Here is a 19,271-nt window from a genome sequence, read left to right on the forward strand (position 1 = left end):
ACGGTCAAGAGATAAAAAGTAAAATTTGTCACAACTTTGCTAACGCAAATTGGGCAATTTTTTTGTAGTATGCATCACTGCTTATTTAAATATAGTAATGAAGACAGTTCTATTAACGGTTAGGGGCTATCAATAATGAGTCAACAAACAGCAAATCTTATTGAGATCTGCGGCATGCATTTCACCCGAGGCCAACGCCTGATTTTTGCTGATATTAATCTGACCGTTCCGAAAGGAAAAGTTACCGCCATCATGGGGCCTTCCGGTATAGGAAAAACCACCCTGCTGCGTCTGATTGGAGGGCAAATTCGCCCTGAACGCGGTGAAATCTGGTTTGATGGCGATAATATTCCGGCATTGTCCCGTCTACGCCTTTATGCTGCCCGCAAGAAAATGAGCATGTTATTTCAGTCAGGTGCTTTGTTCACCGATCTGAATGTTTTTGACAATGTGGCTTTTCCCTTGCGTGAACATACCCAACTGCCTGAAGAGTTGATTCACACGACTGTGATGATGAAGTTGGAAGCTGTGGGGCTGCGTGGTGCGGCGTACTTGATGCCATCGGAATTGTCTGGTGGTATGGCAAGGCGAGCGGCACTGGCGAGAGCGATTGCACTTGATCCTGACTTAATCATGTTTGATGAACCGTTCGTCGGTCAAGACCCTATCACAATGGGTATTTTAGTGAAACTGATCGATGAGCTTAATCATGCTCTTGGTGTTACATGTGTTGTGGTTTCCCACGATGTGCCTGAAGTGCTGAGTATTGCCGATTATGCTTACATTGTGGCTGAACAGAAAGTGATCGCAGAAGGTACACCAGAACAGTTGAGAACGAATCAGGATCAACGGGTACGGCAATTTCTTGATGGTATCGCTGATGGGCCAGTACCTTTCCGTTTCCCCGCCGGGGATTACAAAACTGAGTTATTAGGATAATGGAATGTTGATGTTAACACGGGCATTGGTGGCGCTGGGCAGGCGTGCGATTGAGGTTGCGGCCTCATTCGGGCGTGCCGGTTTCATGCTGTTCAGTGCAATTATGGGTAAACCAGAGCCTGCCAAGCAATGGAAACTATTGTGTCAGCAACTTTATAGGGTCGGTGTTCAATCACTGCTGATCATTGTGGTTTCAGGGTTGTTTATCGGCATGGTTCTGGCATTGCAGGGGTATCTGGTTTTGACCACATTCAGTGCCGAGGGCAGCCTCGGCATGATGGTGGCGTTATCACTACTGCGTGAGTTGGGGCCTGTAGTGACTGCGTTACTGTTTGCGGGTCGGGCGGGTTCAGCCCTGACCGCAGAAATTGGTTTGATGAAAGCCACGGAACAGATTTCCAGTCTGGAGATGATGGCTGTTGACCCGCTGCGTCGCGTCATTGCTCCACGTTTTTGGGCTGGCTTTATCAGCATGCCTTTGCTGTCACTGATCTTTGTTGCGGTTGGGATCCTGGGAAGCGCGATAGTCGGTGTAGATTGGAAAGGCATTGATGGTGGCTTTTTCTGGTCGTCTATGCAGTCTGCGGTGGAATGGCAGAAAGACTTGCTCAACTGTTTTCTCAAGAGTGTCGTTTTTGCTATCACGGTAATGTGGATTGCATTGTTCAATGGTTATGACGCTATCCCAACGTCGGAAGGGATCAGCAGGGCGACGACGCGCACAGTAGTTCATGCGTCGTTGGCGATATTGGGTTTAGATTTTGTGCTGACAGCACTGATGTTTGGGAACTAATTCGATGCAAAGCAAGAAAAATGAAATTTGGGTTGGGGCTTTTGTCTTGATTGCGTTGGCTGCAATTATCTTTTTATGTCTGAAAGTTGCGGATATTCGTTCCTTCGGCAGTCAGACAACCTATCGTGTATATGCCGCATTTGACAATATCGGTGGCCTAAAGGTACGTTCACCGGTGAAAGTTGGCGGAGTGGTGATTGGTCGCGTGGAGAAAATTTGGCTGGATCACAAAACTTATACGCCACAAGTTGAGCTGGATGTTTTCACGCAATACGACAATATTCCAAATACCAGTTCGCTTTCTATCCGAACCTCAGGGCTGTTGGGGGAACAATATATCGCACTCAATATCGGGTTTGATGACCCTAATTTGGGTACTTTCATGTTGAAAGATGGAGATCGTATTGAGGATACCAAGCCTGCTATGGTACTTGAAGACTTGATTGGTCAGTTCTTGTATAAGGGCGGTAGCGGAAACCAGGAAAAATCCGCTGTGGCGCCTGAACAAGCACACTAACCAGCAATCCACTGTTTAGGAGAAATAACAGTTATGTTTAAGCGATTACTCATGGTTGCGTTGCTGGTGGTTTCGCCATTGGCCAGCGCTACGGATCAAACGAATCCCTACGCATTGATGAAAGATGCGGCGGAAAAAACGTTTACCCGTTTGAAGAACGATCAACCGCAGATTCAGGCAAATCCAGAAGTTTTGCGCCAGATTGTGAGTCAAGAACTATTGCCTTATGTGCAGGCAAAATATGCCGGGGCACTGGTTCTGGGGCCTTACTACAAACAATCGACGCCTGAACAGCGTGAAGCTTATTTCAAGGCGTTTGAAACCTATCTGGAGCAGGCGTATGGTCAGGCTTTGGCGATGTATCACGGTCAAAATTACCAGATTGCACCAGAACAGCCATTGGGCGATAAGACTATAGTGGCTATTCGTGTCACTATTACTGATCCTAATGGGCAGCCGCCGGTTCGTCTGGATTTCCAATGGCGTAAAAACAGTAAGACAGGTTATTGGCAGGCTTACGACATGATCGCAGAAGGCGTGAGCATGATCACGACCAAGCAGAATGAATGGGCGGAGATCCTGCGTCAGAAAGGCATTGATGGTCTGACCGAACAATTGGCTATCAGCGCGAAAACGCCGATCACTTTAGAAAAGAAAAAGTGATATGGAAAAGAGTACTCTTGATAGCAGCATAGTTAATAAGGAAATGGTCAATAAGGAAATGACCAGCAAAGACACTGTTAGTTGGGAAAAAGCGGGAAATACGCTGTTCCTGAAAGGCACATTGGATCGCGATAGCTTGCTTCCTCTTTGGCAGCAAAAAGACCATGTGCTGGAGGAGATCGACAATATTGATGTTTCCCAACTTAGCCATGTGGACTCGACGGGGCTGGCCCTGTTTGTCCGCCTAAAGGGAGAGTGTCAGCAAAGTGGCAGGGCTCTGACACTTTCAGGCATAGGGGAACGCTTTAAGACGTTGATAGCGCTGTATGGTCTGCAAAGTCTTCTTGACGATAATCAATCCAAAGCGTAATTCCTTCTTTCGATAATCAACGCCCTTGTAAGCCATCGTCTTACAGGGGCGTTTTTCTTGGTTTAAGAGTCGTCTGGATTCCATTAGGATAGGCGTCTACTATTATTTTCTAATGATGAATGTGAGCAAATTATGGAAATAGAGGAAATTAAAAAAGTACTGATGGAAAAATTGGTACTTGATGAAGTTATCGTTAGCGGTGATGGCAGCCATTTTCAGGTTATTGTTGTTGGTGAGGTTTTTGATGGCCTGAGCCGTGTCAAACAACAGCAGGCTGTTTACGCTCCTCTAATGGAATACATTGCTGATAACCGTATTCATGCGTTGTCAATCAAGGCCTATACTCCCACACAGTGGCAGCGCGACCGCAAGCTTCAGGGATTTTGAGGCTGTTTGCCTCGCCGCGAACAGCACACTTTGAATTAAACAAGAGAATTATGATAGATGGATAAATTTCGCGTGAAAGGGCCTACTTGCCTGTCGGGAGAGGTTACTATTTCCGGGGCAAAAAATGCCGCATTACCAATTATGTTCGCAGCGTTGCTGGCAGAAGAGCCAGTTGAATTACAAAATGTTCCTGAATTGAAAGATATTGATACCACCATCAGATTGCTCAATCGCTTGGGAACGAAAGTGGAACGTAATGGTTCTGTTTTTGTTGATGCCAGTGAGGTCAACGAATATTGTGCCCCTTATGAACTGGTCAAGACAATGCGGGCTTCCATCTGGGCATTGGGGCCGTTGGTGGCGCGCTTTGGTCAAGGGCAGGTTTCTTTGCCGGGCGGCTGTGCCATTGGTGCCCGTCCTGTTGATCTCCATATTTCCGGGTTGGAGCAGCTTGGCGCGAAAATTGTGCTGGATGAAGGTTATGTCAAAGCTTCTGTGAATGGCCGCTTGAAAGGCGCCAACATTGTCATGGACAAAGTCAGTGTTGGGGCAACAGTTACCATCATGACCGCAGCAACATTAGCGGAAGGTACAACGGTCATTGAAAACGCAGCACGTGAGCCTGAAATTGAAGATACGGCTAATTTCCTCAATATATTGGGAGCAAAAATCAGTGGTGCAGGTACTGATCGCATTGTGATTGAGGGTGTTGAGCGTTTGGGTGGTGGTGTTTATCGCGTACTGCCTGATCGTATTGAAACAGGCACTTTCTTGGTGGCTGCTGCGATTTCCCGCGGCAAGGTGATTTGCCGCCATGCCAAGCCAGATACACTGGATGCTGTTTTAGCTAAACTACGTGAAGCGGGGGCGGATATCAAAGTCGGAGAGGATTGGATTAGTCTTGATATGCACGGTCAGCGTCCTAAATCAGTGACATTCCGCACGGCACCGCATCCGGGTTTCCCAACTGATATGCAGGCTCAATTCAGCTTATTGAACATGGTTGCTGATGGTGCAGGCATGATTACTGAAACCATTTTTGAGAATCGATTCATGCACATTCCAGAATTGATTCGTATGGGCGCTCGGGCAGAAATTGAGAGTAATACGGTGTTGTGCCACGGTGTTGAAAAATTATCAGGCGCTCAGGTGATGGCGACTGATTTGCGCGCCTCTGCAAGTTTAGTGCTGGCAGGCTGTATTGCTGAAGGAACCACAGTTGTTGACCGCATTTATCATATCGACCGCGGTTACGAGCACATTGAAGATAAGCTGCGTGGTCTTGGGGCGAATATTGAGCGTATTAAGTCAACTGACTAAGCGTAATTAATGCTTTCCCTCGCTCAATGCGGGCGAGGGAAATTAGAGCCGTGAACAATAGTTTTTGAACGATAGATTTTGAACAATAGCTTCTGAACAATAACTTTTTGAGCGATAGTTTTAGTAATCATCATACTCATCAATTGTGACGTTAAGGTTGAGGGTAATGCCATCACGCAGTACGGTGACAGGCACAACGCTGCCTGGGCGGATCTCAGCGACTTGATCCATGGTTTCGATGGGAGAAATTGCAGGTTGATGATTGACGCTGGTGATGATATCTCCCACCTTGATACCGGCTTTTTTAGCAGGGCCGTCCGGTGTAACTTGAAAAACACGCAAGCCTTGGATTTGATTGATATCACTGCCTGATGAGCGAATATAGGGTAATTCTTTGGAGACGATGCCTATATATCCCCTGATGATTCGCCCGTCACGGATCAATTTCTGCATGATTGTTGTAGCCAGTTTTGCTGGAATGGCAAACCCCAACCCTTCAGGTGTTGTACCAAATTCTGACTTATCGAACGTCAACGTATTAATACCGACTAATTCCCCTAATGTATTCACCAAAGCCCCGCCGGAGTTGCCCTGATTAATTGACGCATCTGTTTGCAGGAAGTTCTGACGACGTGTTGGGCTGAGGCCAATGCGCCCAGTTGCGCTGATAATTCCTTGCGTGATGGTTTGCCCCAAATTGTACGGATTACCGATCGCCAGCACGACATCTCCCACATGGGCCACTCGCTGAGGATTTATTGGAATCACGGGAAGGTTTATGGCATTAATTTTTAAGACTGCCAGATCCGTTGGGCCATCTGAGCCGACTAGCAATGCTTCATAAAAACGACCGTCTTGCAGCGCGACAATGATAGAACCTGCCTTATTGATGACGTGCTTATTCGTGAGAATATAACCCTGCTCACTCATAATGACACCAGAACCCAAGGGTCGGAGTTCCCGGCTTTCATGGGAAAAACTGCCCATGCTGCCGCTATAAATATTAACAACGGCGGGGGCCGCCCGTCGAACTCCTTGGCTGAAACTGTAAATTTTATCGCTGCTGTTGTTACTGTTCAGGAGTTTTTTTAAGCCATTGGGGCGCAGAGCCGGTATAGCGACCAATAAAATGGCTGCAATCAATAAACCTATCAGTATAGAGCGCAATAACTTGATCAGCATGGCATTATTCAGTAATAAATGGTGAAAGAAGAATAGCATTAAAACGGACAGACACAGTATTATGCTGTGTCTGTAATGAATATTAGATCGCGTTTTTAATATTAAAGTGATTAATTGCGTAGTAATAGATAAACATTACCGTCACCACGTAAGACGTTCAGTGCGATAACAGACGGTTTTTCCTCAATGACTTTACGCAGTTCGTTGATATTCCGAACGCGCGTATTATTGGCTCCGACAATTAAGTCACTTTTCAGCAAACCAGACATTGCAGCAGGCGAATTCTGAGTAATGGAATCCACTTTGATGCCTTGAGTATCTTTCACTGTACCATTGCTCAGAGTTGCACCTTGAAGGGCGATACTCAGCTTTTCTGCTTTGGTTGACTGGTCATCACTGTTGTCCAATGTTACGGTGACTTCGAGAGGTTTTCCTTTACGCAGCAGGCCAATTTTGACTTCTTTACCCGGCACTGTTGTACCAATCTTCGCCCGCAATTCAGCGAAGCTGCTAATTCTCTTGCCATCAAAAGAAACCAGTACATCTCCTGATCTTATACCCGCTTTAGCGGCTGCTGATTTAGGAATAACTTCGCTGACGAATGCCCCTTGCTGTGCATCAATGCTGAGTGCCTTGGCGATATCTGCTGTCATCTCGGTTCCTTTGATACCGAGTATGCCACGTTTGACTTCTCCATTAGCAATGAGCTGTGCGGCAAGGTTCTTGGCCATATTACTTGGGATGGCAAAACCAATACCGACGTTACCACCACCCGGAGCAATGATAGCGGTGTTAATACCGACTAATTCCCCTTTCAGGTTAATCAATGCGCCACCGGAGTTACCACGGTTAATGGAGGCATCGGTCTGAATGAAGTTTTCCAAACCTTCCAAATTCAGGCCACTGCGACCAAGAGCGGAAATGATCCCCGATGTGACGGTTTGCCCTAATCCAAATGGATTGCCGATTGCAACGGCATAATCCCCGACGCGCAGTTGGTCGGAATCAGCGAACTTGATGGTAGTCAGGTTCTTGGCATCTTTCAGTTGTAAAAGTGCGATGTCAGTCTGTGGATCACGCCCGATAAGTTTCGCAGGATATTCACGGCCATCGTTTAATTGAACGCGTATGTTATTCGCATTTTCAATGACATGATTATTGGTCAGCACATAACCTTTATCTGCGCTGATAATAACGCCAGAGCCCAATCCCTTGAAAGGACGGCTTCTCTGTTCTTGTGGAGGAAAACCTGGCCCAAAGAAGAATTGGAAATCTTCCGGTAATTGAAGCTGCTGGTTTTGCACTTCAGTACCTGAGACATGCACAGTGACAACAGAAGGAAGCACTTTTTCCAGCATGGGGGCGAGACTGGGCAATTCCTGAGAGGCTATTGCAGCAGGTAAGGCTGCATTACTTACCATTGGAACCGAAGCTAAAGACAATCCAATACTGATAGCGAGTGCGCTGAGCAATGTGTTTTTTCTTTTCATTGAATACGTTCTCTTAATACCTAAGCTAGAAAGGGAAATCGTACTTAAGGGGCCTATCCTGTCGGGGGAGTTTACCTCCTCCAGAGATTACGCTTATTGGATAGGCTCTAAGCATAATTGTTTCGATGCTGTTATGACTACCGATGATTCAGCAAAGTTCACTAATAATGTCGTTTCAAAGAATTTCTTTACAGGCATTTACGTGAATTAAAAATAAAGAACAAAACTTCTTCCACTAGGTGAAAGATATCACTGGTGGGCCGTGGCATCGATTGTTACCACGGCAAGGTCTATTACTGTTTTTTATCTTGAATAGGGCGGAATAGACCAGATGCACCTTCAGAATAATCTCGTGGAGGCATTTCCGCCGCTATTTTACTTTTCTCGGCTTCGGATTCGCTCAGACGATAATTGAAAGGATTATCCTGTATTGGCATGTTAGGCATCAGTTCGTTAGAACTTTTGGCCATGTGTTGATACAGCTGACGATAATCGCGAGCCATATTGTCAAGTAACTCAGCGCTGTGGGCGAAATGGCTGACCAGCTCTTTGCGGTATTCTTCCAACTCAGCTCGGTTTTTCTCCAATTCTGCCTGTAGTGCATTTTGTTGGCGTAGCTTTGAGCTGCCAAAACGGACAGCCAGTGCGCCGACGATAAAACCAATGATTAATCCGATCAGTGCATATTCCCAAGTCATAGCAACTCAACTCCTTTAGTAACATCATTGTTCTGCAATATCATTACTACCACTATAACCGTTAATTTAGTCAGAGTGGAATATTGATTATTATTTAATTAATTTATATACCCTGCGCATGTGTCCATAATGAACTGAAATCAGAAGAAATTGGCGCGACTCTTGTCAGTAAAATGTCATACGTGCTGAGAATAAAAAATTTTAAGGATTGTCACTTTCATGTCACCGATTACACCTTCATCTCTCTATCAAGCTGCGTTGTCTGACGGCCAGTATCAACCTGACGATGTACAGCGCAATACCGTTGCACGCCTGGATATTATTCATCGCGAGCTTATCAACGCACGCCCTTGCCATTCTCCGAAATCTAATGGGCTGAAAGGAATGTTGGGCAAGTTGTTTGGTCGACACGCCCCCGAGTCGTGTCGACCAGTTCAGGGGCTTTATATGTGGGGAGGTGTCGGGCGAGGAAAAACGTGGCTGATGGATATGTTTTACCAGAGTCTGCCTACTGAGCGAAAATTGCGCCTCCATTTTCACCGTTTCATGTTGCGGGTACATGAAGAATTAACGACTTTACAAGGGCATGAAAACCCGTTGGAAGTGGTGGCTGATGGCTTCAAGGCGCAGACAGATATACTCTGTTTCGATGAGTTTTTTGTATCTGACATTACGGATGCCATGATCCTCGGCACATTGCTGGAAGCGTTGTTTGCACGGGGAATTGCATTGGTGGCAACATCCAACATTCCACTTGATGGACTATACCGAAATGGGTTGCAGCGTGCGCGGTTTCTCCCTGCTATTGAGCAAATCAAAAAATATTGCGATGTCATGAATGTCGATGCGGGGATTGACTACCGATTACGGACACTCACGCAAGCACACCTCTATCTGACACCACTGTCGGAAGAGAATCGGCAGGAGATGCACCACATGTTCCAACGTCTTGCTGGGCGGGAAGGTGAACCCAATCCGGTATTAGAGATAAATCATCGCAGTATGCCGGCAATCAGTTGTGTTGACGGAGTGTTAGCCATCTATTTCAAAACGTTGTGCGAAGATCCCCGCAGCCATTTGGATTACATTGCGTTGTCGAAATTTTATCATTCCGTTCTGCTGCATGATATGCCGATTATGACAGAATTGGATGAAAGTGCGGCCCGACGTTTCATTGCACTGGTTGATGAATTTTATGAACGACGTGTGAAACTCATCATCAATGCCGAAGTCTCGATGGAGCAGATTTATCAGGGGGAATTGCTGACGTTTGAATACCGACGCTGCCTGTCTCGATTACAGGAAATGCAAAGCGAGGAGTACCTGAAACTTCCCCATTTACCCTGATATATTTCCCGTTATAAATGCAAACAACATCAACCAACGGGATAATTATTGAATTTGGGGTCGATTTTTTACGATGACTTCTCTATAATCTTGCGACCCCACGTTACAGCAAGATTTTTTTCCCAAAAACTTGCATTAGTGCCGGCATAGGCTATTCGAAGGGGTAGGTTTGCTGGACATGAGTCGTGTGAACCTCAAAAAAACAGTTTCTGAACATCGAGTGTTCACCAACGTGTAACTTATAATTGGGTAAGCTTTAATGAAAACTTTTACAGCTAAACCAGAAACCGTAAAACGCGACTGGTATGTTGTTGACGCAGACGGCAAAACTTTAGGCCGTCTTGCAACTGAAATAGCTAGTCGCCTGCGCGGCAAGCACAAAGCGGAATATACTCCGCACGTTGATACCGGTGATTACATCATTATTGTTAACGCAGAAAAAGTTGCTGTAACTGGCAACAAACGTGCTGACAAAATTTATTATCATCACACTGGCCACATCGGTGGTATCAAGCAAGCGACCTTTGAAGAGATGATTGCCCGCCGTCCTGAGCGTGTCATTGAAATCGCGGTTAAAGGCATGCTGCCAAAAGGGCCACTGGGTCGTGCAATGTACCGTAAACTGAAAGTTTACGCGGGCAGCGAGCACAACCACGCGGCACAGCAACCACAAGTTCTGGACATTTAATCGGGATTATAGGCAATGGCTGAAAATCAATACTACGGCACTGGTCGCCGCAAAAGCTCTTCCGCTCGTGTCTTTATTAAGCCAGGTAGCGGTAACATCGTAATCAACCAACGCAGCCTCGAAGTTTACTTCGGTCGTGAAACTGCGCGTATGGTTGTTCGTCAACCACTTGAGCTGGTTGAAATGCTGGGCAAACTGGATCTGTACATCACTGTTAAAGGTGGTGGTATTTCTGGTCAGGCAGGCGCAATCCGTCACGGTATCACCCGTGCACTGATGGCTTATGACGAGACTCTGCGTTCTGATCTTCGCAAAGCTGGCTTCGTTACTCGCGATGCTCGTGAAGTTGAACGTAAAAAAGTGGGTCTGCGCAAAGCACGTCGTCGTCCACAGTTCTCCAAACGTTAATTTATTGCCACTGTTGTGGCATTGGATTAATGTTGAAAACCCGTCATTTTTATGGCGGGTTTTTTTATCCTCTCGGGTTTTTCAGTATTTGATAATTCCCTATTTTTTGAAAAAATAGCGTATTAAAGCAACAAATTTTTAGACTCCAATATTTCATCATTAATTCTAAATGTACTTCCTCACAAAATGTGCAAAATCTGGTAGACTAGTAACAATTTTTTGCCTTATCCATGAGTTTGCCTGATTTGGCGGAGGTAAAATATATTTCCAAGAAATTTCTCGTTACAGCCAACAATGCGGTCACTTGAAAGATTGAGGGGATAGCCTCGGATAATAAGTGCGAAACAGGATGAGAGTATGAGCAAGAATAGCCGCTGTTCATTGAAGGGCTGTTCGTTCCTTTTTTTAGATAAACTTGGAGGTTTTCATGGCTGTCGCTGCCAACAAACGTTCGGTAATGACTCTGTTTTCCGGCCCGACCGACATTTTTAGCCATCAAGTGCGAATTGTACTGGCGGAAAAGGGGGTCAGCGTTGAGATTGAACACGTTGAAGCGGGTAATTTGCCTCAGGATTTGATCGATCTGAATCCTTACCAATCGGTTCCTACTCTCGTTGATCGTGAGCTGACCCTGTATGATTCTCGCATCATTATGGAATATTTGGATGAGCGTTTCCCACATCCACCACTCATGCCTGTGTATCCTGTCGCACGTGGCTCCAGCCGCTTGATGATGCATAGAATTGAAAAAGACTGGTATTCCCTGATGTACAAAATTCAGGAAGGAAGCGCTCAGGAGGCTAATGCTGCACGGAAACAGCTTGCTGAAGAATTGCTGGCTATTGGGCCTATTTTCAGAGAAATGCAGTTTTTCATGAGTGAAGAATTCAGCTTGGTGGACTGCTACTTGTCTCCATTGCTGTGGCGTTTGCCTGTCTTGGGCGTAGAGTTGTCAGGTCCAGGTGCAAAAGATCTTCAAGTCTACATGCAGCGTGTATTTGAACGTGACGCATTCTTGGCTTCACTGACGGAAGCAGAACGTGAAATGCGTTTACAATCACGGAGTTAATTTATGGAGATGACTCAAATGTCTCCACGCCGCCCCTATCTATTGCGGGCACATTATGAATGGCTGTTAGACAATGAGATGACCCCGCATATTGTTGTGGATGTTAGCTTCTATGGAGTAAACGTCCCGATGGAATATGCACAAAATGGGCAAATCATCCTGAATATATCGCCGAGGGCGGTTGGCAATCTGGAATTGACTAACGATGAAGTTAGATTCAATGCCCGTTTTGGTGGTGTTGGACGTCAAGTTATTGTCCCGATGGCGGCTGTGGTTGCGGTTTATGCCCGTGAAAATGGCGCGGGAATGATGTTTGAGCCAGAATTTGCCTATGATGAAGTGGATACCGAATCAGAAGAAACGGATTTGCCGATAGCGGACAATCTGGTTCTCATCCGCGATAATAAAATTTCTCGTGATGTTGATTCGCCAGATGATGAACCACCTCAACCACCAAAAGGTCGTCCAACCTTGCGCGTCGTAAAATAATTACGTAGAGCTATATACCCAACAGATTTCAAGTTGCAGCCAACAAAGCGGCAGCTTGAAAGATGATAGGGATAGTCATGATATAAAAATAAAGGAGGCATTGATCTCCTTTATTTTTAGTGAAGATTAATTGAGTTAAAAATAGTTACTGTAAACTTTTTCAAATTCCCACAAACACATTTGGATACTGTCCCGGTTTTTTCCAAAATTAGATTTTTCTGCTGCATTCAGGCTGCCCACCACTTTCTTAATAAACGATTTCTGTTGTGCTGACCCTTTTATCGTTGAAGGCATATTATTACAGATATCAGTGGATGAGAGAGTGCGATGTGTTTTTGCCAGAGCTAATACTTCTACAGGATTGTTAATCAAAGCAAGTGATAAGGCGTCGACGGTTTTTTTCGAAAATTTGGTATGGATATTTGGGGATAATTTAAAGGCAATTTGCAACCATTGACTATCACCAGTTGAAATTTTATGGGCAATTTTGTTCCGTTCATGTTCTTCGCCTAATTCTGCCACAACAGCATTTACCCCTCTTTCCTGCACTTGCTGCATGATTTCATCAGGTGTAGATAATCTTGCAACCGAAGGCAAACTTATCAAAGATAAAAAAGAGAAGAAGAGTATCTGTGTGAATAAGCGCATATATTTCTTCCTGTTATTACCGCTTTAATGGTCTTTTAATTTATGTCTATTTAATCAGTTACACTGCGAAATTTTCTTTCCGAAAAAAATGAACCTTATTGCTGTATTACGGTATTGCACTATTGTTGTGTTGCTGTAATGAATGGGAGATTAAATTGGAATATTTGACTTTAAGATATAAGAATAGTCGCATAAACAAAAAAAATACAACTGTTCTGGTAGTAAGAGAAAAATAAAAAATAGTGATTTTTTATTTTATTGGGATTTCCTCCGGCCAGAGGGCCGGAGAAGTTATTGAAAGGAAATTGAGTCTTGAGTATTACACTTCAAGATAGTCGAGAATGCCGGAAGCGGCTTTCCTGCCTTCAGCAATGGCTGTGACCACTAAATCAGAACCACGAACCGCGTCTCCGCCTGCGAATATTTTGGGGTTACTGGTCTGGAAAGGCAGATCACTGGATTCTGGGGCGACAATGCGACCCTTTTGATCGAGACTGACTTGATGTTCATCCAGCCAGTTCATGGTATGAGGTTTGAAACCAAACGCCATGATCACAGCATCGGTTTCTATCAAGAATTCGGAATCTTGAATGGTTTCGGCTGGACGACGGCCTTTTTCATCCATGGCTCCCAGCTGTGTTTTCACAACCTTGACGCCACAAACTTGCCCTGCACTGTTAATTTCAATGTTAACTGGCTGGAGGTTGAAGCGAAACTCGACACCTTCTTCTTTGGCATTTTTCACTTCACGGCGGGAGCCTGGCATATTTTCTTCATCCCGCCGATAGGCACAGATAACACTGGTTGCCCCTTGACGAATTGAAGTACGAACACAATCCATTGCTGTATCACCGCCACCCAGCACCAAAACACGTTTACCTTTCATATCTACATAAGGCTGCGCTGGTAGAGAAGGGTAGCCCATCAACTGACGAGTATTGGCTATTAAAAAAGGCAAGGCATCATATACCCCGTCCGCATTTTCGTTTTCCAGCCCGCCGTGGATGGATTGATACGTACCAACCCCAAGAAAGACGGCATCAAATTCTTTTGTGAGTTCAGCCAGCGTGATGTCCTTACCTATTTCCGTATTTAAGCTGAATTCGATACCCATTCCGGAAAACATTTCACGGCGGCGGATCATGACCTCTTTTTCCAATTTAAAAGAGGGAATGCCAAATGTGAGTAAGCCGCCAATTTCAGGATGGCGATCATAAACCACTACTTGTACGCCGTTGCGGGACAGGACATCCGCACAGGCCAATCCTGCTGGGCCGGCACCAATCACTGCCACACGTTTGCCTGTCGGGGTGACATGCGACATATCTGGCTTCCAGCCCATTGCGATGGCCGTGTCGTTAATATAGCGTTCAATGCTGCCGATGGTGACAGCACCGAAATCGTCATTCAGCGTGCAGGCTCCTTCACACAGGCGATCTTGTGGGCAGACCCGCCCGCAGACTTCCGGTAGGCTGTTGGTCTGGTGTGACAATTCAGCCGCTTCGATGATGCGCCCTTCATTGGCGAGTTTCAGCCAGTTTGGAATGTAGTTATGTACGGGACATTTCCACTCACAGTACGGATTACCGCATGAAAGACAGCGATCTGCCTGTGCTTGCGCCTGAATCTCTGAAAATGGTTCGTAAATTTCTACAAACTCGATCTTTCGGATTTTCAACGGTTTTTTAGGCGGATCGACACGCTGTAAGTCGATAAATTGATAAACATTCTGACTCATTATTGACTCCTTACTGCGCCTGAACCCGCAATTCCGCAGAGGAACGGCTACGGTGTCCCAACAACGCACTGACATCACTGGATTTAGGTTTAACCAGCGCAAATTTATTAACCCATTGTGACCAATTTTCCAATATGCTTTCGCCATGTTGAGAATTCGTCAGACGGACGTGTTCAGTGATTAATCCCCGCAGATGTTCTTTGTGAATGGCGAGGGTATCCATTGAGAGAACTTCCACCAGTTCTGGGTTGACGCGTTTGCGGAAATCATCGAATTCATCAAGCACGTAAGCGAATCCGCCAGTCATGCCAGCGCCGAAATTTACGCCAGTGCTGCCGAGAACACAGACGATCCCGCCAGTCATGTATTCACAGCCATTATCGCCGATCCCCTCGATCACGGTGATGGCACCTGAATTACGCACAGCGAAGCGTTCACCCGCACGTCCGGCAGCGAAGAGTTTTCCGCCTGTCGCACCATAAAGACAAGTGTTGCCGATGATAGTGGCTTCGTTGCTTCTGAATGCTGAACCCATTGGAGGATGGATGGCAATGCGGCCACCCGCCATGCCTTTACCGACATAATCATTGGCATCGCCAGTTAAGGTCAGTTCGACACCGCCAGCATTCCAGACCCCAAAACTTTGCCCGGCGGTTCCGGTGAAATGCAGTTTGATCGGATCGGCAGCCAGCCCTTGGTCACCATATCGTGTTGCGATTTCACCAGAGAGAGAAGCGCCAACAGAGCGATCGGTATTTTGGATATCAAAATAGAACGCTTTACTCTGCGAATTCTCTACATAAAGCATGGCTTGTGCGACGATCGATTTATTCAGCTCACCTTGATCAAAAGGCGGGTTATCTTCCTCGCAATGCAGGGCTTTGCCCGCATGAGGTACAGCCGTTTCTAACAATGGCTCAAGATTGAGCTTGCTTTGCTTGGCAGAAATACCTTCAAGTATTTCCAGCAAGTCTGTTCGACCAATCAAGTCAGTGAGCTGCTTAACGCCCAATTGCGCCATTAGTTCACGTGTCTCCTGCGCAATAAAGTGGAAATAATTAATCACTCTTTCTGGCAGGCCGTGATAGTGAGATTGACGCAATTTTTCATCTTGCGTTGCCACACCGGTAGCACAGTTATTTAAGTGGCAGATCCGCAAATATTTACAGCCGAGGGCAACCATTGGGCCAGTACCAAAACCAAAACTTTCCGCTCCTAAAATAGCGGCTTTGATGATATCCACCCCTGTTTTCAATCCACCGTCAACCTGAAGGCGGATTTTATGGCGCAGCCCATTGGCAACCAATGCCTGTTGGGTTTCCACGAGTCCCAATTCCCACGGGCAACCAGCATATTTGACGGAAGACAGAGGACTTGCACCAGTTCCACCGTCATAACCGGCAATGGTAATCAGATCGGCATAGGCTTTGGCTACACCTGTGGCGATGGTTCCCACGCCCGGTTCTGAAACCAGTTTGACTGAAATCAGAGCCTTCGGGTTAACCTGCTTAAGATCGAAAATCAGTTGGGCCAGATCTTCAATAGAATAAATATCGTGATGTGGCGGCGGAGAAATCAGAGTGACACCCGGTACGGAGTAGCGCAATTTGGCGATATAAGGTGTTACCTTATCTCCCGGCAACTGACCCCCTTCTCCCGGTTTTGCGCCTTGGGCGACTTTTATCTGGATCACATCGGCACTGGCCAGATACGCAGGCGTCACCCCAAATCGGCCAGAGGCGACTTGCTTTATGCGGGAAACTTTCTTCGTACCGTAACGAGCGGGATCTTCCCCACCTTCGCCGGAGTTGGAAAAACCACCCAGCGTATTCATCGCTTCCGCCAGCGCCTCGTGGGCTTCAGGGCTTAGTGCGCCAATCGACATCGCTGCTGTATCAAAACGTTTGAACAGATCTTCTGCTGATTCAACATCTTCAATGGCGATCGGTTCATCTTTAGGAGAGAGGGTAAGCAGATCCCGCAATGTTGTGATGGGGCGTCCATTCACCAATTCGGAATATTTCTGGTAATCACTGTACTTGCCACTGTGAACCGCTGCTTGCAATGTGCTGACAACATCAGGGTTATAAGCATGATATTCTCCATTATGAACATATTTCAGCAACCCTCCCTGATCGATGGCGTGGCGGTGCAGCCATGCCCGTTTGGAAAGATTACGCAAATCTTGTTCAAAATCGCTGAAATCTGCCCCCTGAATACGGCTGACGACACCATTGAAACAGATATCAGTCACCTCAGTATGCAGGCCGACGGCTTCGAACAATTTAGAGCAGCGGTAAGAGGAAATGGTGGAAATGCCCATTTTGGACATAATCTTATACAGCCCTTTATTAATGCCGTTACGATAATTCAGCATAACGCGGGCATATGGCGTATTGATTATTGTGCCATCATCCACCATTTTGCTCAGTGATTCATACGCCAGATAAGGGTAAACAGCGGTAGCCCCAAAGCCCAGCAACACTGCAAAATGATGCGGATCACGGGCACTGGCGGTTTCTACGATCAAGTTGGCATCACAGCGCAGGTTTTTCTCGACCAAACAGTGCTGAATAGCCCCGACAGCCATTGGTGCAGGGATCGGCAGTCTTTCTGGTGAAATATGGCGATCAGTTAGCACCAGCAATACCGCACCATTGCGCACGAGTTCTTCTGCTTTTCTACATAAGGTTGAAACAGCGCTCTTAAGGCTGGTCTCCTGTGGGTTGAAGGTCAAATCCAGCGTATCAGCGCGATAATAGGATTCTTGCTGTGTAGTCAGTTGCACGAAATCAGAGTAAAGCAGAACTGGGGATTCAAAACTCAGTCGATGAGCCTGCCCCTCCGCTTCACAAAAGACATTCATTTCTCGCCCAATACGGGTAGCCAGTGACATCACATGGGCTTCACGCAGTGGATCGATAGGCGGGTTGGTGACTTGGGCAAATTGCTGGCGGAAATAATCATAGATGATGCGTGGACGACTGGAAAGTACGGCAAACGGTGTATCATCCCCCATTGAGCCTGTTGCTTCCTGGGCATTTTCGCCGAGGGAACGGATAATCTGATCCAGCTCTTCATGACTGTAAGCAAATTGCTTGTGATAAGTTGTCAACAGATGATCATCCAAATCCCTCTGACCGACTTGGTTTTCCGGCAATTCTTCAAATGGGGTCAAACGCCTGACGTTTTTCTCTAGCCATTCTTTATAAGGGTGGCGGCTTTTCAAATCATTATCAGTTTCAGCAGAATGAAGAATACGGCCTTCATAGGTATCGATCACCATTAGCTCACCCGGACCAACACGGCCCTTCTCGACGACTTCATCGGGTTGGTAATCCCAAATACCGACTTCAGAAGCACAAGTAATCAGCTTATCTGTGGTGATGACATAACGGGCAGGGCGCAAGCCATTGCGATCCAGATTACAGGCTGCATAACGCCCATCGGAAATAACGATGCCGGCTGGCCCGTCCCACGGCTCCATATGCATAGAGTTGAAATCGAAGAACGCACGCAAGTCGTCATCCATATCAGGATTATTCTGCCATGCAGGTGGAACCAGCAGGCGCATTGCGCGAATTAAATCCATGCCACCATTGAGGAACAGCTCCAGCATATTGTCCAATGAACTGGAGTCTGAACCTGTTTCATTAACGAAAGGCGCAGCAGTATGCACATCGGGGATGAGTGGCGTGCGGAACTTATAGGCTCTGGCTTTAGCCCATTCACGGTTTCCGGTAATGGTATTAATTTCCCCATTGTGAGCCAGATAGCGAAACGGTTGCGCTAACGGCCAGCGGGGAACCGTATTAGTTGAAAAGCGCTGGTGGAACAAGCAGATAGAAGATTCCATTCGCAAATCGGCCAAATCTGGATAGAAACGTGGCAAATCGACAGCCATGCACAGGCCTTTGTAAACCGTGACCAGATTAGACAGGCTACAAATATAAAAATCGTTATCAGTGATACGTTTTTCTATACGGCGCCGGGCAACGAACAAGCGGCGTTCCAGATCTTGTGACCGCCATCCAGCAGGTGCATTGACAAAAATTTGCTCAATACGGGGGAGGCTTGATAGGGCAATATCGCCCAAAATATCACGATTAACGGGAACTTCCCGCCAGCCCACAATGGATAAAGTTTCGTGTTGTAATTCTTGTTCGATGATGTCACGGCATGATTGGGCGATTTTGGCATCCTGGCTTAGAAACAGCATGCCGATAGCATAGTTCTTGGCGAGCCGCCATGACTGCTCGCTAGCGATCATTTGAAAAAAACGATCGGGTTTTTGCATTAATAAGCCACAGCCGTCGCCCGTTTTGCCATCTGCCAAAATCGCGCCCCGATGCTGCATCCGAGCCAGTGCATGTATAGCTGTGCGCACCACTTTGTGGCTTGGTTCTCCTTCAATATGCGCAATTAATCCAAAACCACAGTTATCTTTTTCCTGCAATTTATCATACAACATTGTAACGCTCCCCAAGTTCTGTCCGACTCTCACATCACTCGCGAGATGATGTAG

General features: G+C 46.4%; 18 protein-coding genes. 12 read left to right on the top strand and 6 right to left on the bottom strand.

All coding sequences use genetic code 11. The features are described 5' to 3' along the window. Window positions 1–135 precede the first annotated feature (135 nt). From mlaF to murA, 7 genes are all read left to right on the top strand, one after another. Complete coding sequence (gene mlaF, locus H8A87_RS10855; protein WP_198689986.1) at window positions 136–939, top strand: phospholipid ABC transporter ATP-binding protein MlaF; 804 nt, start codon at window positions 136–138, stop codon at window positions 937–939. Window positions 940–949: 10 nt separating this feature from the next. After that, window positions 950–1,732 carry a lipid asymmetry maintenance ABC transporter permease subunit MlaE gene (mlaE, locus tag H8A87_RS10860; RefSeq protein WP_198690034.1) on the top strand — a complete coding sequence of 261 codons (783 nt, stop codon included), beginning with the start codon at window positions 950–952 and terminating at the stop codon, window positions 1,730–1,732. Window positions 1,733–1,736: 4 nt separating this feature from the next. After that, the gene (mlaD, locus tag H8A87_RS10865) at window positions 1,737–2,249 is read left to right on the top strand and encodes an outer membrane lipid asymmetry maintenance protein MlaD (protein WP_198689987.1); all 513 of its coding nucleotides are present in this window, start codon (window positions 1,737–1,739) and stop codon (window positions 2,247–2,249) included. A 33-nt stretch (window positions 2,250–2,282) separates the two neighbouring features. Further along, window positions 2,283–2,912, top strand: coding sequence for a phospholipid-binding protein MlaC (gene mlaC, locus H8A87_RS10870; RefSeq protein WP_198689988.1), 630 nt, complete (start codon window positions 2,283–2,285; stop codon window positions 2,910–2,912). 1 nt (window position 2,913) lies between these two features. Beyond that, a complete protein-coding gene (gene mlaB / locus H8A87_RS10875; protein ID WP_198689989.1) occupies window positions 2,914–3,282 on the top strand; it encodes a lipid asymmetry maintenance protein MlaB in 369 nt (122 codons plus the stop codon). Window positions 3,283–3,414: 132 nt separating this feature from the next. Then, window positions 3,415–3,669, top strand: a complete 255-nt coding sequence (gene ibaG, locus H8A87_RS10880) for a BolA family iron metabolism protein IbaG (protein WP_198689990.1) — start codon at window positions 3,415–3,417, stop codon at window positions 3,667–3,669. Between the two features lie 57 nt (window positions 3,670–3,726). Then, on the top strand, window positions 3,727–4,989 hold the full coding sequence (murA, locus tag H8A87_RS10885) for a UDP-N-acetylglucosamine 1-carboxyvinyltransferase (protein WP_198689991.1): 1,263 nt from the start codon (window positions 3,727–3,729) through the stop codon (window positions 4,987–4,989). Between the two features lie 120 nt (window positions 4,990–5,109). Here murA and degS read toward each other — a convergent pair whose 3' ends face one another. The 3 genes from degS to zapG form a co-directional block, all read right to left on the bottom strand. Beyond that, window positions 5,110–6,171 carry an outer membrane-stress sensor serine endopeptidase DegS gene (gene degS / locus H8A87_RS10890; protein ID WP_198689992.1) on the bottom strand — a complete coding sequence of 354 codons (1,062 nt, stop codon included), beginning with the start codon at window positions 6,169–6,171 and terminating at the stop codon, window positions 5,110–5,112. Between the two features lie 110 nt (window positions 6,172–6,281). Continuing rightward, window positions 6,282–7,661 carry a serine endoprotease DegQ gene (gene degQ, locus H8A87_RS10895; RefSeq protein WP_198689993.1) on the bottom strand — a complete coding sequence of 460 codons (1,380 nt, stop codon included), beginning with the start codon at window positions 7,659–7,661 and terminating at the stop codon, window positions 6,282–6,284. A gap of 293 nt (window positions 7,662–7,954) precedes the next feature. After that, window positions 7,955–8,359: a Z-ring associated protein ZapG gene (zapG, locus tag H8A87_RS10900; protein ID WP_198689994.1), complete on the bottom strand. Its 405-nt coding sequence runs from the start codon at window positions 8,357–8,359 to the stop codon at window positions 7,955–7,957. A 219-nt stretch (window positions 8,360–8,578) separates the two neighbouring features. On the opposite strand from zapG, the gene zapE reads away from it, so the two are divergent. The 5 genes from zapE (at window position 8,579) to sspB (ending at window position 12,360) form a co-directional block, all read left to right on the top strand. Then, window positions 8,579–9,706, top strand: coding sequence for a cell division protein ZapE (gene zapE / locus H8A87_RS10905; RefSeq protein WP_198689995.1), 1,128 nt, complete (start codon window positions 8,579–8,581; stop codon window positions 9,704–9,706). 259 nt (window positions 9,707–9,965) lie between these two features. Next, a complete protein-coding gene (rplM, locus tag H8A87_RS10910; RefSeq protein WP_012990147.1) occupies window positions 9,966–10,394 on the top strand; it encodes a 50S ribosomal protein L13 in 429 nt (142 codons plus the stop codon). A 15-nt stretch (window positions 10,395–10,409) separates the two neighbouring features. Next, complete coding sequence (gene rpsI, locus H8A87_RS10915) at window positions 10,410–10,802, top strand: 30S ribosomal protein S9 (RefSeq protein WP_010847761.1); 393 nt, start codon at window positions 10,410–10,412, stop codon at window positions 10,800–10,802. A 427-nt stretch (window positions 10,803–11,229) separates the two neighbouring features. Continuing rightward, complete coding sequence (gene sspA, locus H8A87_RS10920; protein WP_198689996.1) at window positions 11,230–11,871, top strand: stringent starvation protein SspA; 642 nt, start codon at window positions 11,230–11,232, stop codon at window positions 11,869–11,871. Window positions 11,872–11,874: 3 nt separating this feature from the next. After that, window positions 11,875–12,360 carry a ClpXP protease specificity-enhancing factor gene (sspB, locus tag H8A87_RS10925; protein WP_198689997.1) on the top strand — a complete coding sequence of 162 codons (486 nt, stop codon included), beginning with the start codon at window positions 11,875–11,877 and terminating at the stop codon, window positions 12,358–12,360. Window positions 12,361–12,495: 135 nt separating this feature from the next. On the opposite strand, the gene H8A87_RS10930 is transcribed toward sspB, so the two are convergent. The 3 genes from H8A87_RS10930 to gltB all read right to left on the bottom strand — a co-directional run bounded on the left by H8A87_RS10930 (window position 12,496) and on the right by gltB (window position 19,217). Continuing rightward, window positions 12,496–13,008 carry a hypothetical protein gene (locus tag H8A87_RS10930; RefSeq protein ID WP_198689998.1) on the bottom strand — a complete coding sequence of 171 codons (513 nt, stop codon included), beginning with the start codon at window positions 13,006–13,008 and terminating at the stop codon, window positions 12,496–12,498. 319 nt (window positions 13,009–13,327) lie between these two features. Continuing rightward, window positions 13,328–14,746 (bottom strand): glutamate synthase small subunit, encoded by a 1,419-nt coding sequence (locus H8A87_RS10935; RefSeq protein WP_198689999.1) that lies wholly within the window; start codon window positions 14,744–14,746, stop codon window positions 13,328–13,330. A gap of 10 nt (window positions 14,747–14,756) precedes the next feature. Then, on the bottom strand, window positions 14,757–19,217 hold the full coding sequence (gene gltB, locus H8A87_RS10940) for a glutamate synthase large subunit (protein WP_198690000.1): 4,461 nt from the start codon (window positions 19,215–19,217) through the stop codon (window positions 14,757–14,759). Between the last annotated feature and the right edge of the window lie 54 nt (window positions 19,218–19,271).

It is taken from the genome of Xenorhabdus lircayensis, assembly GCF_016306625.1.
Lineage (GTDB): Bacteria > Pseudomonadota > Gammaproteobacteria > Enterobacterales > Enterobacteriaceae > Xenorhabdus > Xenorhabdus lircayensis.

Excerpts from the sequence above, each read along its gene's own strand:
- mlaF (WP_198689986.1), top strand. The coding sequence starts at position 136 with ATGAGTCAACAAACAGCAAATCTTATTGAGATCTGCGGCATGCATTTC.
- mlaE (WP_198690034.1), top strand. The coding sequence starts at position 950 with ATGTTAACACGGGCATTGGTGGCGCTGGGCAGGCGTGCGATTGAGGTT.
- mlaD (WP_198689987.1), top strand. The coding sequence starts at position 1,737 with ATGCAAAGCAAGAAAAATGAAATTTGGGTTGGGGCTTTTGTCTTGATT.
- mlaC (WP_198689988.1), top strand. The coding sequence starts at position 2,283 with ATGTTTAAGCGATTACTCATGGTTGCGTTGCTGGTGGTTTCGCCATTG.
- mlaB (WP_198689989.1), top strand. The coding sequence starts at position 2,914 with ATGGAAAAGAGTACTCTTGATAGCAGCATAGTTAATAAGGAAATGGTC.
- ibaG (WP_198689990.1), top strand. The coding sequence starts at position 3,415 with ATGGAAATAGAGGAAATTAAAAAAGTACTGATGGAAAAATTGGTACTT.
- murA (WP_198689991.1), top strand. The coding sequence starts at position 3,727 with ATGGATAAATTTCGCGTGAAAGGGCCTACTTGCCTGTCGGGAGAGGTT.
- degS (WP_198689992.1), bottom strand. The coding sequence starts at position 6,171 with ATGCTGATCAAGTTATTGCGCTCTATACTGATAGGTTTATTGATTGCA.
- degQ (WP_198689993.1), bottom strand. The coding sequence starts at position 7,661 with ATGAAAAGAAAAAACACATTGCTCAGCGCACTCGCTATCAGTATTGGA.
- zapG (WP_198689994.1), bottom strand. The coding sequence starts at position 8,359 with ATGACTTGGGAATATGCACTGATCGGATTAATCATTGGTTTTATCGTC.
- zapE (WP_198689995.1), top strand. The coding sequence starts at position 8,579 with ATGTCACCGATTACACCTTCATCTCTCTATCAAGCTGCGTTGTCTGAC.
- rplM (WP_012990147.1), top strand. The coding sequence starts at position 9,966 with ATGAAAACTTTTACAGCTAAACCAGAAACCGTAAAACGCGACTGGTAT.
- rpsI (WP_010847761.1), top strand. The coding sequence starts at position 10,410 with ATGGCTGAAAATCAATACTACGGCACTGGTCGCCGCAAAAGCTCTTCC.
- sspA (WP_198689996.1), top strand. The coding sequence starts at position 11,230 with ATGGCTGTCGCTGCCAACAAACGTTCGGTAATGACTCTGTTTTCCGGC.
- sspB (WP_198689997.1), top strand. The coding sequence starts at position 11,875 with ATGGAGATGACTCAAATGTCTCCACGCCGCCCCTATCTATTGCGGGCA.
- H8A87_RS10930 (WP_198689998.1), bottom strand. The coding sequence starts at position 13,008 with ATGCGCTTATTCACACAGATACTCTTCTTCTCTTTTTTATCTTTGATA.
- H8A87_RS10935 (WP_198689999.1), bottom strand. The coding sequence starts at position 14,746 with ATGAGTCAGAATGTTTATCAATTTATCGACTTACAGCGTGTCGATCCG.
- gltB (WP_198690000.1), bottom strand. The coding sequence starts at position 19,217 with ATGTTGTATGATAAATTGCAGGAAAAAGATAACTGTGGTTTTGGATTA.